Origin of the sequence: Nocardia beijingensis NBRC 16342 (assembly GCF_001612785.1) — a bacterium.
In the GTDB taxonomy this organism is placed as follows: Bacteria; Actinomycetota; Actinomycetes; order Mycobacteriales; family Mycobacteriaceae; genus Nocardia; species Nocardia beijingensis.
In genome coordinates, this window is record NZ_BDBC01000010.1 from 452,893 (window position 1) to 467,026 (window position 14,134).

The 14,134-nt window shown below is 65.2% G+C and carries 18 protein-coding genes; 3 read left to right on the top strand and 15 right to left on the bottom strand.

Going from position 1 to position 14,134, the window contains the following annotated elements:
- Nucleotides 1-82 precede the first annotated feature (82 nt).
- Entirely contained in the window at nt 83-946 is an 864-nt protein-coding gene (locus NB3_RS07320; protein WP_067798310.1) for a hypothetical protein, read from the top strand.
- Between the two features lie 571 nt (nt 947-1,517).
- Here NB3_RS07320 and NB3_RS07325 read toward each other — a convergent pair.
- The 9 genes from NB3_RS07325 to NB3_RS36055 form a co-directional block, all read right to left on the bottom strand.
- Nucleotides 1,518-1,820 carry a hypothetical protein gene (locus tag NB3_RS07325; protein ID WP_157111588.1) on the bottom strand — a complete coding sequence of 101 codons (303 nt, stop codon included), beginning with the start codon at nt 1,818-1,820 and terminating at the stop codon, nt 1,518-1,520.
- Complete coding sequence (locus tag NB3_RS07330) at nt 1,817-2,023, bottom strand: hypothetical protein (RefSeq protein WP_067798316.1); 207 nt, start codon at nt 2,021-2,023, stop codon at nt 1,817-1,819. The genes NB3_RS07325 and NB3_RS07330 overlap by 4 nt, the downstream gene beginning before the upstream one ends.
- On the bottom strand, nt 2,023-2,796 hold the full coding sequence (locus NB3_RS07335) for an N-acetylmuramoyl-L-alanine amidase (protein WP_084485899.1): 774 nt from the start codon (nt 2,794-2,796) through the stop codon (nt 2,023-2,025). Before NB3_RS07335 ends, NB3_RS07330 begins: the two co-directional genes overlap by 1 nt.
- 334 nt (nt 2,797-3,130) lie before the next feature.
- Entirely contained in the window at nt 3,131-3,553 is a 423-nt protein-coding gene (locus NB3_RS07340) for a hypothetical protein (protein WP_067798322.1), read from the bottom strand.
- A gap of 773 nt (nt 3,554-4,326) precedes the next feature.
- The gene (locus NB3_RS07345; RefSeq protein ID WP_067798325.1) at nt 4,327-4,821 is read right to left on the bottom strand and encodes a hypothetical protein; all 495 of its coding nucleotides are present in this window, start codon (nt 4,819-4,821) and stop codon (nt 4,327-4,329) included.
- Nucleotides 4,822-4,891: 70 nt separating this feature from the next.
- A complete protein-coding gene (locus tag NB3_RS07350; RefSeq protein WP_169810650.1) occupies nt 4,892-5,515 on the bottom strand; it encodes an SUKH-4 family immunity protein in 624 nt (207 codons plus the stop codon).
- A gap of 167 nt (nt 5,516-5,682) precedes the next feature.
- Nucleotides 5,683-5,967 (bottom strand): hypothetical protein, encoded by a 285-nt coding sequence (locus tag NB3_RS07355; RefSeq protein WP_067798331.1) that lies wholly within the window; start codon nt 5,965-5,967, stop codon nt 5,683-5,685.
- A 15-nt stretch (nt 5,968-5,982) separates the two neighbouring features.
- Nucleotides 5,983-6,366 (bottom strand): DUF3990 domain-containing protein, encoded by a 384-nt coding sequence (locus tag NB3_RS36780; protein ID WP_371855883.1) that lies wholly within the window; start codon nt 6,364-6,366, stop codon nt 5,983-5,985.
- Complete coding sequence (locus tag NB3_RS36055) at nt 6,351-7,010, bottom strand: hypothetical protein (protein ID WP_244891795.1); 660 nt, start codon at nt 7,008-7,010, stop codon at nt 6,351-6,353. The genes NB3_RS36780 and NB3_RS36055 overlap by 16 nt, the downstream gene beginning before the upstream one ends.
- A 236-nt stretch (nt 7,011-7,246) precedes the next feature.
- Here NB3_RS36055 and NB3_RS07360 point away from each other — a divergent pair, with 236 nt between their 5' ends.
- On the top strand, nt 7,247-7,642 hold the full coding sequence (locus NB3_RS07360; RefSeq protein ID WP_067798336.1) for a helix-turn-helix domain-containing protein: 396 nt from the start codon (nt 7,247-7,249) through the stop codon (nt 7,640-7,642).
- Between the two features lie 288 nt (nt 7,643-7,930).
- Nucleotides 7,931-9,274 (top strand): ABC1 kinase family protein, encoded by a 1,344-nt coding sequence (locus NB3_RS07365; protein ID WP_067798339.1) that lies wholly within the window; start codon nt 7,931-7,933, stop codon nt 9,272-9,274.
- A 359-nt stretch (nt 9,275-9,633) separates the two neighbouring features.
- On the opposite strand, the gene NB3_RS07370 is transcribed toward NB3_RS07365, so the two are convergent.
- The 6 genes from NB3_RS07370 to NB3_RS07390 all read right to left on the bottom strand — a co-directional run bounded on the left by NB3_RS07370 (nt 9,634) and on the right by NB3_RS07390 (nt 14,080).
- A complete protein-coding gene (locus NB3_RS07370) occupies nt 9,634-9,957 on the bottom strand; it encodes a WhiB family transcriptional regulator (protein WP_157106825.1) in 324 nt (107 codons plus the stop codon).
- Between the two features lie 136 nt (nt 9,958-10,093).
- Nucleotides 10,094-10,432 (bottom strand): hypothetical protein, encoded by a 339-nt coding sequence (locus tag NB3_RS34835; protein ID WP_157111590.1) that lies wholly within the window; start codon nt 10,430-10,432, stop codon nt 10,094-10,096.
- A gap of 113 nt (nt 10,433-10,545) precedes the next feature.
- Nucleotides 10,546-12,693: an ATP-dependent DNA helicase UvrD2 gene (locus NB3_RS07375; RefSeq protein WP_067798555.1), complete on the bottom strand. Its 2,148-nt coding sequence runs from the start codon at nt 12,691-12,693 to the stop codon at nt 10,546-10,548.
- A 50-nt stretch (nt 12,694-12,743) separates the two neighbouring features.
- Nucleotides 12,744-13,208, bottom strand: coding sequence for a MarR family winged helix-turn-helix transcriptional regulator (locus tag NB3_RS07380; RefSeq protein ID WP_067798342.1), 465 nt, complete (start codon nt 13,206-13,208; stop codon nt 12,744-12,746).
- 9 nt (nt 13,209-13,217) lie between these two features.
- Nucleotides 13,218-13,661, bottom strand: a complete 444-nt coding sequence (locus tag NB3_RS07385) for an EVE domain-containing protein (RefSeq protein ID WP_067798345.1) — start codon at nt 13,659-13,661, stop codon at nt 13,218-13,220.
- The gene (locus tag NB3_RS07390; protein WP_067798348.1) at nt 13,658-14,080 is read right to left on the bottom strand and encodes an SRPBCC family protein; all 423 of its coding nucleotides are present in this window, start codon (nt 14,078-14,080) and stop codon (nt 13,658-13,660) included. Before NB3_RS07390 ends, NB3_RS07385 begins: the two co-directional genes overlap by 4 nt.
- Nucleotides 14,081-14,134 lie beyond the last annotated feature (54 nt).

Here is a 14,134-nt window from a genome sequence, read left to right on the forward strand (position 1 = left end):
GGGCTGTGGATGACGCGAAATCCTGTGGATAACCGAGGATTTCGGCACCGGTAGCGGCGCGCGCGAACCGCATACTGATGACATGACAACGATGTGTCGCGGTCCGCGATTGCGCCCGAGGGTGACCGTCCTGGTCCGCCCGACCGGTGTCGTCCAGCTCGGATGCGATCCGGAGACCGCGGTGGTGCTCGATCCGGACGGCATGGACGCCGAGACCGTCGTCGCTTTCCTCCGTCTGCTCGACGGTCTGCGCACCAAGCCGCAGATCATCTGGCGCGCCGGCGAGTGCGGCATCGATGCCGAACGCGCCGTGGCATTGCTCACGCTGGTCGACGAAGCCGGACTGCTCGACCACCCCGAGGAGCGGGCCGGGCAGGTGCGAGCGGTGCGAGTGCACGGCCTCGGCCCGCTGTCGGACGCGGTGTCGGCCGGCTTGCGGGCACTAGGTATGCGGCCGAGCCGTTCCCGGGATTACCCGTCCGGTCCGGCGACGGTGCGGTCCTGGGGAGCGGATCTCGTAGTGCTGGCCGACACGCTGATGCCCGATCCCCGTCTGGTGGCCGACCTGGTCCTGCACCGGATACCGCATCTTCAGCTGCGCATCCGAGACAGCAAGGGCGTCGTCGGCCCCCTGGTGCTCCCGGGCGTCACCAGCTGCCTGCGCTGCGCCGACCTGATCCGCGCGCAGAACGACACCGACTGGCCCCACCTCGCCGCCCAACTCCTCGGCCGCGTCGGCCACGCCTCCCCCGCCGGAATAGCCGCCACCACGGCAATCGCCCTCACCGAACTAGAGACGATCATCGAATGCTCCCCCCGCCGAGCCCCCGCCACCTTGAACGCGACCCTCGAACTGGACCTGGATTCCCACACCCTCGACCGCCGCGGATGGGACCGCCACCCCAACTGCGGCTGCGCGCACGTTTCCGCGGAACACGACTTCTGAAGCCGGCCTGAGCAAGTTGCCGGGAGCCGATCGACAGCCCGGAGGCCGCCGACCCCGTTCACGCTACGCGGCGAACTCGGGGACGGCGGCGATCCGGGATGCGATGACGCGGTGGCCCGGCCCCCGCTCCGTGGTGCGCAGAACTCGATCGAGGTCGCGATTCGAGTCGACGGTGGCCGGTTGCGGCGAGGGGCCGCAAGCACAGCCGAAACGACGGTGATGGCCACTCGATTATTTGCGGCGCATCGGCGTACCTGCCCTGTTTCGGCACTGCGCGTCTCACAGTCCGAACAATGGCAGCAATAGCGGGATCAGGTCACTGATCAACTTGACAATGTCTGCGATAACGGTCAGCATTTTTCACCTCCTCTCAGATACTGGCGCCACGAAATGGCCTGTTGCGTTATCCGAGTCAAAACGTGGCAGAACCAGCGTGGGAGTGGCAATCGGTAAGGGCGCGCGAAGCATCAATCCGCACCCGGGCGGAAGTAGCGACCACCGCCGCATCAGGGTCTGCTCGACCCGAGCAGCCGTCGTCCGCTTCGCATCCCCGGTCGTGTGTCGGATGCCCTCAGATCTCCTCTTCGAGCGACGGCGGTATCTTGTAACGCGCCTCCGGCGGCTCCTGACCGGGCACGTGGATACGCAGGAAGAGGCGCAGTTCGTCGATGTGGTCCTGGAGTGCGCGGATCAGTCGGATCGCGTCACGGAAACGCTTTTTGTCGTCCACCGCCTGCGCCTCTAACGACTCAACCCTGGCGCGGAGTTTGCTGACCTCCCGAGCCTGCCACGCGGTGATCGCGCCGATCACCGAGGCCATCGCCATTCCGGACGCCTGAACCAATTCCGGATCGAACCATACGGGCACCGTCAACGCCCGTCCTGGTGGGCCACGGGTGTCACCACGGGGCGGATCAGCGCGCCGGCAACGACCGGGGTCAGCAGGCCATAGATGGTCAACACCGTCTCGATCCATCCGGTGTCGATCTTGTGGCCGAGCAGATAGGCGAGGACGCCGGTGAGCGCGACCAGCACCGAGCGGATCAGCGCGGGCTCGGGCAATCCATGGATGCGCATCAGAGTTTCTCCTGTGCTGCGGTCAGCAGTCGATCGATCTTGAGTTCCAGTGCCTTCAACCGCTGCTCGGTGCGGTAATCGGCTGCGTCGGCATTGAGCACGTATCCCGCCACGGTGTCGCGGTATTCCGAGTCGGCGACCCTCGACTGGAAGCCGTAGGTCAACTCGAAATGCACCCTGCGCAACTTGTCGAGCAATTCGCGTTGCTCCAGCTCGGAAAGCGCCATCAGCGCACCGCCTTTCAATCGAACCGCGACATCCGCGCGGAATTGATCCATATCCATGGCGCCGGGATCCCACTTTCCTTGTTTGGGCCCGGCCCATTCCTTGTGGCCGATTACGCGATCAGCCCCGTGCCCGAGCCTGCGCAGAATCGCCGCGCAACAACCCACATAGGCGTCGTATTGCGCTGTCGACCAGCCCTCGGTGCCGTTGTTGGCGGCCTCGATGCCGATCGTGTGATAGTTGGCGTCGTCCTCCGGCAAGCCCGGCCACGATCCGAGGCCCGCGTGCCAAGCGACACCTGCGGCCACCACTGTCACAGTGCCGTCCTGGGCCAGATGCAGCTGCGAAAGGGGGCCTTCCAATGTCGGTAATCCATAAGCGATTTCCGACGGGGGCGTGCGTGACCCGCCCGTGTGATGGGCGATCACACCCCAGATTTCGCCGAAATCGCCGTGGCCGCGCTCGCGCCAGTCGGAGAACTCGACAACCCGCAGTCCTTCCTCTCGGAGTACATCTGCGAGCCACACGGGATCACCTGTCCAAGACATGGGTCGTTCAGCCTTTCTGTAGTCGATTCACTCCGCCCCGCACCAGACCTCCGCCGGAGAATCGAAACCAGCTCAGGGCCCCTGCCGTCGAGCGGCGGATCGGTGACGTTCAGCCCACGGTGCGCGCAGGCGTCCGGTCCGGGGAATGGGAAGGGGAGGTTCCCTCCCCGGCCAGGGGCAGCCGGGGAAGGAACCTCAGCGCGCTCCGGATCGCGTTCCTACTACCGCAAAGGGGAAGGGCAAGGCGGGAGGCAACGCGTTCGACGGAGCGGGTAGGAGGACATGCGCCGATGACCGGGCATGTGCGTGGCGACGGTATGCCGCCGGAGATTGTTCAGCGAGCGCTGATTCGGCGCAGTAGATCGCCGGAACCGGGCGTAGGCCACAGGCACACTCGATGGTGCTTTTCTCCCAGTCCGGGCACCCAGCCCAGCCGGTCGAGCAGCGGCGTGCTGATGAGCCGGGCTTCGTCTTCGGACATGTTGCGCAAGCGTTCAGCGAGGAGGTACTGCGAGACGCCGAGCGCCGCAGCCACCTCAGGGACCGTAGCGGCGAGTGCGAGGGCATCGTGCAGGTCCGGCAGTGGGATCAACCGGCGTGACACGATGTCATCGACCATCGCCTCGACCCGGAGGCGTGGGTTCATCCCGAGCAGAGCGCCCGCCGCGTACTCCTCCTCGGCGAGTTCGACGTGGACGACACCGTGCGCGATCGCCTCGTTTCGGCGCGGCTCCGGCAGGTCGGCTTGGAAGAGCACACAACGCTCCACTCCCGACCAGAAGACGGTGACTTCGGTCAGCGGAGCCGCGTCAACCCTGATGCCGAGCTGGAACGCATGTTCACGGGCATCGAAAATCTTGCGCTCCCTTCGAATCGGTACCAGAGGACTGTCAAACCATCGAACGCCCCCGTCCCACTCCCGCCGCAGACACGGACGGAACCGCTCGTCGGAGCGGACCGAACCGGCCCGATGTGCGGGACGCTAGAACGTGTGCGCCTGCCCGTCACCATTGGGCGCAGACAGCGGGTTCGCCAGGACGGGTTGAACCGCGGATCTTCTGACATGGAGGCGGGCGAGATGATCGATCACAACGCCACGATCGGAGGCACAGACCTGAGACAGATCGACATGCCCACGGTCCACAAGGTAGGCCGCTCTCATGCCGGCCGATGCTGCCGAATCCATCGATGACCCCTCGTGCTGGAGCTCAGGCTGAGCACCAGCTGCGTCGTGCAGTCCGCCAGAACCAAAGGCGTCAACGGAATCCGCCACGGCCCACCCCTCGATCAGTGAAACAACTGCGCCCATCCGGGTACGGATCTCATGTTACTGGCCGTGCGTTCAGGTATTGAAATCGCCCGCCAGCGGGCGCGGCACGTCAAGTCAAGATAATGTGCTCGAAATCATATAGCTCTCATACGCATCACGGCTTACTCGTTTCTATGTCGGTCGGTGGTATACGCAGGCAACGACACCCACTCCACCACCGCCGCATGGTCAGCGACCGCCGCCGCTCTATCCGGTTCCTCTCAACCCCGCCTACCACGGCCGGTCGACACCGCCAGCTCGAGCTCCACGAGAACCTTCTGCCACTCGTCATTTTCCGGTACTGCAAGTGCGGAATACCCGGGGCCTATCAAGTAGTCTCTGAAAAACACCAGGATACTCGTCGCCATCTGAGCTAATTCAGCATCATCATGCTCGCCCCAGTAGATGCCGCCAGAGCTTCGCTCGAGCATCAGAGGGGTCCCGTCGTAAGTCCCGATACTCAGCCAGCGCTCGCGTCCGCCGTCCAGAATATCGGCATAGTATTGCGAATCGGCGATCTCCGCCCTTGAAAATAGAACAACGGTCCCACACCGCGGGCCGTCGGTGATCGACAGGAGGACGTCGAGGTCGGAAGGTAGCTCGTCGGCTTCACTCGAACTCGTTCCTGGTGGGAGATCCCCAGCGCGAATACTGTCCGGTCGCTGTGCAAGGAACGCGCGCAGACGAGCGGTCCGATCCGACAGTCCGTCTACCAATTCAGCACCTCTGATCGAATCCGCGTTCCGTCGTAAAAATATGCGTACCCTTGAAGGCGATGTATGGAACTCATCCGAATGTCGGCGCTCCGAGCTTCGACAGGGCTATCGACCACCACGACTCGCGACTGGCGAAGGCGCCCGGATCAATTTTCACCAGAGATGACTGCAAAGTCGTTGCTCGTGCGGCGCGGCCGACGGGGCCGGTGTCTTCGTCGATGAAGCATGCGTAGTGATAGAGAAACTCGGTCAAAGCCCGGAAACTCGAATTCACCAACTCCAGAGTGCCGGATTCGACGCCGAGCAGTACCACTCGACCACCTGTCACATCGAAACCGAACAGCATCGAGCCGGGAGCCGCAGGCACCGCGCCGATCACCAACAAGGACAGTACCTCGTCCCAGCTGCCGTCTGCTCGAAGGTTGAGCTGATCGAACAACTCGAAATCTTCACCGTCCAGTTGCGCGGTGTAGACAACCGACATCTCCACCGGAAGGAAGTTTACGTCAGGATACGATTCGACCGGGGCGGACAACATCTCAATCCACTGGTCACGCGGAAATCCAATGAGATTGTCGTACTCCCACACTCGGGGCATACTTCTGCCGAACTTTTTCCAGCCGATCGCTATCCACAAGCAATCTTTCCCTTTCCCGGTAGTGATGTGACCAACGCCCGGTCCGCCGTCCTGCATCGGCCGATCGATATCTGAAGTAGTTAATAGCACGCGGGACGGTTCTATGCCAAAACACCACATACGCCCCCGCTCCGAGGGAGACTCTTATGCCCGGCGGGATCAATCTTAACCGGAGTCGACCACGCCGAAAAGACTATAGTTTACCGTGTGCCTCGGTGCCAACTTTACTGTTCTGAACTATCGTCAAGCAAGCTATCGAGCGGGATTCTTTCAGCCTCCGATTCGTTCTTCCACCAAAAGGTATGACCGTACATTATGTCTTTGGCCCAGAATTTCGAATCTTCGTGGAAAATTATATCATACTCGGTCAGTGCCAGACCGCGAAATCTCGAATTAATCCTTATAATGGCCTCCTCTTCTGTTATCTGAAATCTCTCCATCATTTCACGCACGATATCCCAGATCAGCGCACTCGCCGCCTCGTCCATCTGGAATGAGAATGCAGGCATCTCCAAGCCTCCCTTTCAATCTACCAGCCCTTTCATTAGTAATTCTACCGTGACCGGCGAGTGCCACGAGGACTGTTGCCCTTTGGCAACTGGCACAGCTCCAATTTTGAACTGTTGAGGATTCGCAATGTAAGGCCCCTCTACCAGGTCGTAGTCATGTAAGGCACGGCCGCTACGATGCCTTTCGACAAACCGAACCCAGGTCTCGTCCGGCTTATCGAAGACCAAGCGGTTCAATTTCTGTATATCGCTAACCGGAATTCGGAACGTTAACACCACCGGGGCATCGAAGAGGCGGTGCGCCCACTGCTGCGCCTGCTGTAGGCGCGTAGTGGTGTAGAAGCCCTGACCGAAATCCAAGTCGCCACGTCCGCGCTCAAGGTCTATCCCTTGTCTGATGTTTGCAGCATACTCGACAGAAGTCCCATGATAGAAGGTGACGTATTCGTCGGAGTTCCGGCCGAATGTGCTGTCTTGGCGAAGCTTAGGTCCAGACCAAGTGGCATCGCGTCCTTCGCCGGCCGCTCCCCTACCGCCGCCCGGACTACCACCTCGCCTGCTCGAGCTCGGCATCGACGTGTGTCGAGGCAGCACACTACGAAAGCGGCTGCCTCGAACGCGTTGCGAATCTCCTCGAGCGCCCCTTGCGATCCATCAGTGAGTGCCAGCGCATTTATATTGCGTTCGAGCCACGTGGAGAGCTCGCCCATCGTGTCGCCTCCGGCATAGTTGGAGCCCCGCTCTTCGCAGACGAACCGCACCCACGACACGAGTACGGCATGCAGGTGCGCTTCCACCCGGGCAGCCGCCTCGTTGAACGGAAGACGTTGTTCTCTCGCACCGGATCGCGTCCGGAAGTCGACGGCGCCGAACCGCGTCTGGCGCGTCCGGGTATCGACCAGGTCGGCCGCCAGTTCCGGCACTTCCCGAAGCAGCCGCAACAGCTCTCGCTTCGAACTTTGATCGATATAGAAGTGCGGGTCGCGCGGACCCGACGCACCGACGTGCGTTGCCATTACCTGCTCCTTCAGATCGTTGCCCACGCGACACCACCACGCTGGGCGCTAGGCGGGACTGCTGGACTACTGCCATTTGCTTGCAAAGTAACTTGCAATTGCATACAACGGCAACAGGTTACGCGTGTCAAACCGGTGCAGCACAACGATTCGATATGCACGAGGAACCGTTGGCGCACCGAGCCGCATCGGCTGCCACTGCCCTACAGCACTGATACATGTATTGACCTGGCTCGATGCATGCAGAGTGATACACTGACTGCATGGTGAGACAGCGGAGTGCGGTGATCCCCGGCGAGGTCAGCGCCGCTTTGCGGCGCGCCCGCAAGGAACAGGCGATGTCGATGGAACGTGCGGCGAAGATCGCACAGATCAGCACAAGCCTGTGGACGCAGGTCGAGGGAGGTGCCCAGTACAAGGGCGGCGAGCGAGTTCCCGCCACCACGACCGCGGACACGCTCCGCGCGATGGCACTGGCCGTCGGCCTCGATCCCGCTCCCCTGCTGGCAGAGGCCGGATTGGAGTCCGAAGAGGCCGGTGCGCCGATCGGGCAGGTCGCGAACCCTGCCGCCATCGTCGACCTCAACGGCCTGTCCGAACAAGATCTGAGGACCGTAGCGGCCTACGTCGCAGGGCTCCGGGCGGGACGCGGGATCTGACCGCGGCGCGATACACGGATGGCAGGGCCGTGTCCTCGTAGGACACGGCCAGTGTCCTACTTCGATTCGGCGAGCGCAGGTGGTCATCGACTGCTCACTCCAGCGCACAGCGGCCACGTTGGCCACGACATCGGAGCTGGATCTGGATTCCCCAGATCCTCGACCGGCGTGGATGTGACCGGCGCCGGGCATCGACATGTTCCTGTTTCCCCTAGACACGGCTATAAAAGCTGGGCGTGATCAAGATTGCCGTGGCCGACCGGCCGGTCCTTCCGCCATGATGGGTACGTGTCTGAGATCGTGCGCCGTCGCTCGTCCCGCAACGCCAAGTTGGCCAAGATTCCGCTCGGCATAGCCGGGCGGGCGGCTGTGGGGTTCGGCAAGAAGCTCGCCGGAGGCGACAGGTCCGAGATCAACGCGCAGCTCAATCAGAAGGCCGCCGAGCAGCTGTTCACGGTGCTCGGCGAGCTCAAGGGCGGCGCCATGAAGTTCGGGCAGGCGCTCAGTGTGATGGAGGCCGCGGTTCCCGAGGAGTTCGGCGAGCACTATCGCGAGGCGCTCACCAAGTTGCAGGCCGCCGCGCCGCCGATGCCGGCCGCGACCGTTCACCGCGTGCTCGACCAGCAGCTCGGCACGCAGTGGCGCACCCGCTTCCGTGAGTTCGACGACACTCCGGCGGCGTCGGCCAGCATCGGGCAGGTGCACCGGGCGGTGTGGTCGGACGGACGCACCGTCGCGGTGAAGGTGCAGTACCCGGGCGCCGACGAGGCGCTGCGCGCGGACTTGAAGACACTGAACCGGATGTCCGGTCTGGTCGCTTCGGTGATCCCCGGCGCGGATGTGAAGCCGATTCTCGCCGAGATCACCGAACGCACCGAAGAAGAGCTGGACTACCGCAACGAAGCGGCCAACCAGCGCGCTTTCGCCAAGGGCTTCGAGGGGCACGGTGAGATCGTCGTGCCGAAGGTGGTGGCGAGCGCGCCGAAGGTGATCGTCACCGAATGGCTCGACGGTGTCCCCGTCTCCACGATCATCAAGCAGGGCGCCGAGGATCCGGAGGGCACCCGCGCGCTGCGCAACCGCGTCGCGGGGCTGATGGGGCGGTTCCACTTCTCCTCGCCCGAGGTCGTCGGACTCCTGCACGCCGACCCGCACCCGGGCAATTTCATGATGCTGCCCGACGGCAAGCTCGCGGTGATCGATTTCGGCGCCTGCGCGCCGATGCCGGACGGTTTTCCCCCGGTGCTGGGCCGAATGCTGGCCCTCGCGGTCGAGGAGCGCTTCGCCGAACTCACCGAACTGCTCTACGACCACGGCTGGGTGATCCCCGGCCGAGTGGTCACCCACCAGGAGATCGCCGACTACCTGCGGCCGTTCACCGACCCGATCCAGGCCGACTCGTTCCACTTCACCCGCAGGTGGATGCAGCGAGTGGCGGGCAAAGCGTCCGAAATCTCCAGCCCCGAGATGAAAACCGCACGGGCACTGCAACTTCCGGCGCAATACGTGATGATCTTCCGCGTACTCGGCGGCTCCGTCGGCATCTTGGCGCAACTCGACGCGGAACTGCCGTTCATGCAACTGGTCCGTACCTGGATGCCCGGCTTCACCGAGGAACGAACGGCCTCCTGAGCTGAACTCCTCAGCTCGGCCGAAGCGGTATCCCTGCGCTGAACCGCGCAACTGAGAAAGAATTCACGTCACTCCCGACCCCGCCGGGTGCGAGTCTTACGAGCACCGTTCGCGGCCCGTCTCGCGGCCGAGTGACCGAAGCGCATGCGACGTAGTCGCGAGTCTCGGTCGCTCGGGCGCGAGACTTCCCGGGGCCGCGAACACGCAGCGCCGCAGGCGCTGCAAATCGAACACAGCAGACCAGCCGCCCACCAGTACGCGGTGGGCGGCTGTTCTGCTTTCTCGTTCGTTGGCTCGGCCCGTGCCGGTACCGACCGAATCGAGCACATCGACCGGAGGGAGGGAAGTCACTCCCCGGCTCATGCCGGGACCGCGACCTTGCGCGGACGACCGCGGGGGCGCTTGCGGGCGATCACGACGCCCTGGTCGAAGATCTCACCGCCCCAAACACCCCACGGCTCACGACGATCCATGGCGGCGCTCAGGCAGCCTTTGCGGATCGGGCAGGTCGCGCACAGCGCCTTGGCCTGCTCCAGCTGGACCGGGCTCTCGGCGAACCAGAGGTCCGGGTCTCCAGCACGGCAGGGCAGGACCTTGGTGATCTCCTGGGTCCGAGTAGTCGACGCCACGGTTCGGCATGTCACGTCAGTAGTGGCCTGCGGCCAACCCTGTGCGGTGAACACGTCGTTCTCCTTCAGCTCGTTTGCAGCGGTTCGTGTGTTGTGGCGAAACCGGTGCCGGGTGGCTGAAGGGCCGGAGAATACTGGCCACGGTTTCGCTGTCGTGCGATCCGTGGCCAGGAGGTCGGGGAGGAGTTCCCTACCTAGGTCGACATCTGTGTCGAGTCCTGTTCACGGTCGCTGGGTGTGCGGTGCGGAGGCGTGCTGCCCGCGGGGCCGCCGGCTCGAAGCCGGCTTCATCCGCGAAGACACCGACTGCTGCCTCGGCAGCCGTCGGGCGCCAGCCCACGCTGGGCTTGTCCTGGATGTGGGTACGCAGCGACGCATGCATGGCAGCGCAATTCACTTGCGTGCCGGACGTGCCGAACGCACCGATTCCGGACAGACCGATCCCCTGCAAGGCGAGGATCCCCCGGGAGGCCGCCATGGGCGCATAGACCGCAACGCCACTGGCGCCGAAGTTCATGATGTTGTCCACTGCTCTGCCTCCCTCCTGTACTCGTTGTGTGTCGGTAACTGTGCGCGCCGAGATGCCCTCCCGGTGCGTGAAATACACCATAGGCAAGATCGCCGAGCGGGACAACCTATTTTCTACCTGCGGTTTTGTGATGTGGATCGAAGCCGGGACGCGACGATGGCGAGCACCTCGGCGCCGAACTGATCGATCTTCTTGGCGCCGATGCCCGCGATGGCGGCCAGCGCGGCGTCGTCGGCGGGCAGTTGTTCGGCGATCGCGGTGAGCGTGGTGTCGGTGAACACGACGAATTCGCGCACCCGCAGCGCCTCCGCCTTCTCCGCACGCCAATCCCGCAGTGCGGCAAGCAATTCCGAGTCCAGTTCGGCCGGGCAGCGCCGGCACCGGCCGAGCATGGTCGCGTAGGTGCCGATCAGCGGTTTCGCGCACACCCGGCAGGTCGGGCGAATACCGTTCGGGGCCGACGGCGGCGCCGCGATGCGCGACGCGGGCGAATCGTCCGGAACCAGGCCGTTGAGGAATCGCGAACGCCGCCTGGTGCGCCTGCCGCCTTCGTTCCTGGCCAGCGCCCAGGACAACCGCAGATGTTCGCGTGCCCTGGTGACGCCGACATAGAGCAGCCGCCGCTCCTCCTCCAGCGCCGCTTCGTCGGCGACCGAACCGTCGTCGGCGAGAACGTGCGCGATCGGCATGGTGCCGTCGGACAGGCCGACGAGGAATACCGCGTCCCACTCCAAGCCCTTGGCGGCGTGCAGGGACGCCAGGGTGACCCCTTGCACCGTGGGTGGGTGCCTGGCTTCGGCGCGGGCGGCGAGTTCGCGCAGCAGTCCGGTGAGGTCGAGCCGCTCGTCGTGGCCGACCAGTTCCTCGGTCAGGCGCACCAACGCGACCAGCGAGGTCCAGCGTTCGCGCGCCTGGGCGCCTGCTGGCTCGGTGGTGGTCAGGCCGAGCGGGGCGAGCGCCGCGCGGACCAGCGCGACCAGGGAGCTGCCGCTGCGTGCCTGGTCGGGCAGGTCTTCGCGGGCGGCGACCTGCCGCAGCGCCTGCACGGCCTGCCTGACCTCCGCGCGCGCGAAGAAACCCTCGCCGCCGCGCACCTGGTACGGGATGCCGCGCTCGGTGAGCGCCTGCTCGTAGCTCTCCGAGTGGGCGTTGATCCGATAGAGCACGGCGATCTCCGCGGCCGGTGTGCCCGCCGCGATCAGCCGGCCGATCGCCTCGGCCACCGCCGCCGCCTCGGCGGGCATGTCGTCGTATTCGGCGAACGTGGGCTCGGGTCCGTCGGCGCGTTGGCCGATCAGTTGCAGCCTGGTGCCCGCGATACGCCCGCGAGCCGCCCCGATCACCCGATTGGCCAGCGACACCACCTGCGGAGTCGAGCGATAGTCACGTTCCAACCGAACCACGGTGGCGTCGGGGAAGCGCCGGGAGAAGTCCAGCAGATAGCTCGGCGTGGCTCCGGTGAACGAATAGATGGTCTGGTTGGCGTCGCCGACGACGGTCAGGTCGTCGCGGTCGCCGAGCCACGCGTCGAGCACGCGCTGTTGCAGCGGGGTGACGTCCTGGTATTCGTCCACCACGAAGCTGCGGTAGCGGCCGCGGAATTCGTCGGCCACCGCCGGATAGTCCTCCAGCGCGGCGGCCGTGTGCAACAGCAGGTCGTCGAAATCCAGCAGCAGCCCGTCCGGTGTCGCCTTGAGCTTCTCGTAGCCCGCGTAGACGTCCGCGACCCGCAATGCGTCGTAGGGCGTCTCGCGCCGCTGCTTCGCGACCGCCGCCGTGTAGTCCTCCGGCGCGATGAGCGAAGCCTTCGCCCACTCGATTTCGCTCAGCAGGTCGCGCACGCTGTCGGTGGCCGTGGACAGCCCGGCCCGGTGCGCGGCCTGCGCGACGATCGGGAACTTGGCATCGATCAGCCGCCACGGCACGTCGCCGACGATCTGCGGCCAGAAGTACTTCAGCTGCCGCAGCGCCGCCGCGTGGAACGTCCGCGCCTGCACCTGGGTCGCTTCGCCGCCGAGACCGAGCGCGCGCAACCGGGTGCGCAGTTCGCCCGCGGCGCGCGCGGTGAACGTCACCGCGAGCACCTGATCGGCCTTCACATGCCCCTGCGCGATCAGATGCGCGATGCGATAGGTGATGGTCCTGGTCTTGCCGGTGCCCGCGCCCGCGAGCACGCACACCGGGCCGCGCGGCGCCCGCACGGCGGCGGCCTGCTCGGGATCGAGGTCGGCGAGGTCGAGAGCGGGCACGCGGTCCATCATGACAGCGCCCACCGACAAGCGGCCGGTCGCCATGTGGGCGTGCGCGGCGTTCAGCGGTCGCGCAACTGCCGCAGGGATCGGGCGAAAGCGCCGTCCTCGGCGCCCAGCGGCGCGAAGAACTCCGCGTCGCACGCCTCCACCGCGACGATGGCCCGGTTCACCAGCGCCACGCCCGCTTCGGTGGCGACCAGCGCCTTGGCCCGGCGATCGCTCGGGTGGTCGCGGCGTTCGATCAGGCCCTTCTGCGCCAGCGCGCGCAACACCTGGGAGGTCATCATCGGGTCGGTGGCGGCGTATTCGGCCAGGTCACGCTGCCGCACCGGATCTTCGCGGCCGGTAGCCAAATAGGTGAGCGAAGCCAGCAGCACGAATTGGACGTGGGTCAGGTCGAACGGGGCGAGCGCCGCCCGCTGCGCCGCCTGCCAGCGATTGGTCACCTGCCACAGCAACAGCCCAGGACTTTCCTCAGCCGTGCGAAATCGGGAACGCAGCCTCCCGTCTTGCGCCTCGCGCATCGGCCTCCCTCACTCGTCGGTCATCTTTCGCGCGATCAACGCGTAATCGTGCGGGCTGAGTTCTATCAGGCCACGGCGCAGGATCATGCCCCAGTTCGGCACGCTGGTGAGGTCGAGTTCGGCACGCAGCGGATCGATCGGTGTCTCCCGCGCTTCCGCTCGGTAGCTGACCGACCGGCGCCACGGCCGGAAGCAGCCGCCGTCCTGCGGGTCGGCCTGCCAGGCCGGACGGTCGTCGATGGTGCCGATCGCGGTGAACGAGCGCACCGGCGCACCGGCTCGCATGCCTTCGCGCGGCGAGTAGTACACCAATCCGTCGCCGGGCCGCATGCGTTCCACCGCCGCGCGCTTGCCGTGGTTGGCCTGCGCGATGCCCAGCCGCACGCCGCGCCGGACATGCTCCCTCGACACCACGGCCAGCCAGTACTTCGCGCTCGATCCGGTCGCGCTCATGCCGCGACCCCCTCGGCGACGGCCACCAGTGTGTCCAGGTCGGGCTGCACGGATTTCGCCAGGTCGGCGCCCAGAATCTTCGTCCACAACACCCGCAGCGGCCCGTCGATCGAGACGGTCACGGTGACCGTGGTGCGGCCGTCCGCGACGGAGACCTCGTGAGCGAAGGTGAGTCGCGCGCCGAACAGCCGGGAGACATCCACGAATTCGCGGTCGGTCAGGCGGGCGATCACGAACCGGACCTTCGGGCCGCCCTTCGGCCGCAACGTTCCGGTGGCGCCCTCGGCGAACGGTCCGTCCAAGCGCACCCACTCGGTGTCGGTGTTCCACTCCGGCCAGGTGGCCACGTCGGCCCAGCGGGCGAAGAAGGCGGTCGGCGGCGCACTGGAGATGGCATGCGCGGTGGCGATGATCGTCATGCATTTAGTATGCGCGCATACTAAATGGCGCGCAAGGCGCGAGTGGTTCAAGTT

Excerpts from the sequence above, each read along its gene's own strand:
- NB3_RS07320 (WP_067798310.1), top strand. The coding sequence starts at position 83 with ATGACAACGATGTGTCGCGGTCCGCGATTGCGCCCGAGGGTGACCGTC.
- NB3_RS07330 (WP_067798316.1), bottom strand. The coding sequence starts at position 2,023 with ATGCGCATCCATGGATTGCCCGAGCCCGCGCTGATCCGCTCGGTGCTG.
- NB3_RS07335 (WP_084485899.1), bottom strand. The coding sequence starts at position 2,796 with ATGTCTTGGACAGGTGATCCCGTGTGGCTCGCAGATGTACTCCGAGAG.
- NB3_RS07350 (WP_169810650.1), bottom strand. The coding sequence starts at position 5,515 with ATGCAGGACGGCGGACCGGGCGTTGGTCACATCACTACCGGGAAAGGG.
- NB3_RS07355 (WP_067798331.1), bottom strand. The coding sequence starts at position 5,967 with ATGCCTGCATTCTCATTCCAGATGGACGAGGCGGCGAGTGCGCTGATC.
- NB3_RS07360 (WP_067798336.1), top strand. The coding sequence starts at position 7,247 with ATGGTGAGACAGCGGAGTGCGGTGATCCCCGGCGAGGTCAGCGCCGCT.
- NB3_RS07375 (WP_067798555.1), bottom strand. The coding sequence starts at position 12,693 with ATGATGGACCGCGTGCCCGCTCTCGACCTCGCCGACCTCGATCCCGAG.
- NB3_RS07380 (WP_067798342.1), bottom strand. The coding sequence starts at position 13,208 with ATGCGCGAGGCGCAAGACGGGAGGCTGCGTTCCCGATTTCGCACGGCT.
- NB3_RS07385 (WP_067798345.1), bottom strand. The coding sequence starts at position 13,661 with ATGAGCGCGACCGGATCGAGCGCGAAGTACTGGCTGGCCGTGGTGTCG.
- NB3_RS07390 (WP_067798348.1), bottom strand. The coding sequence starts at position 14,080 with ATGACGATCATCGCCACCGCGCATGCCATCTCCAGTGCGCCGCCGACC.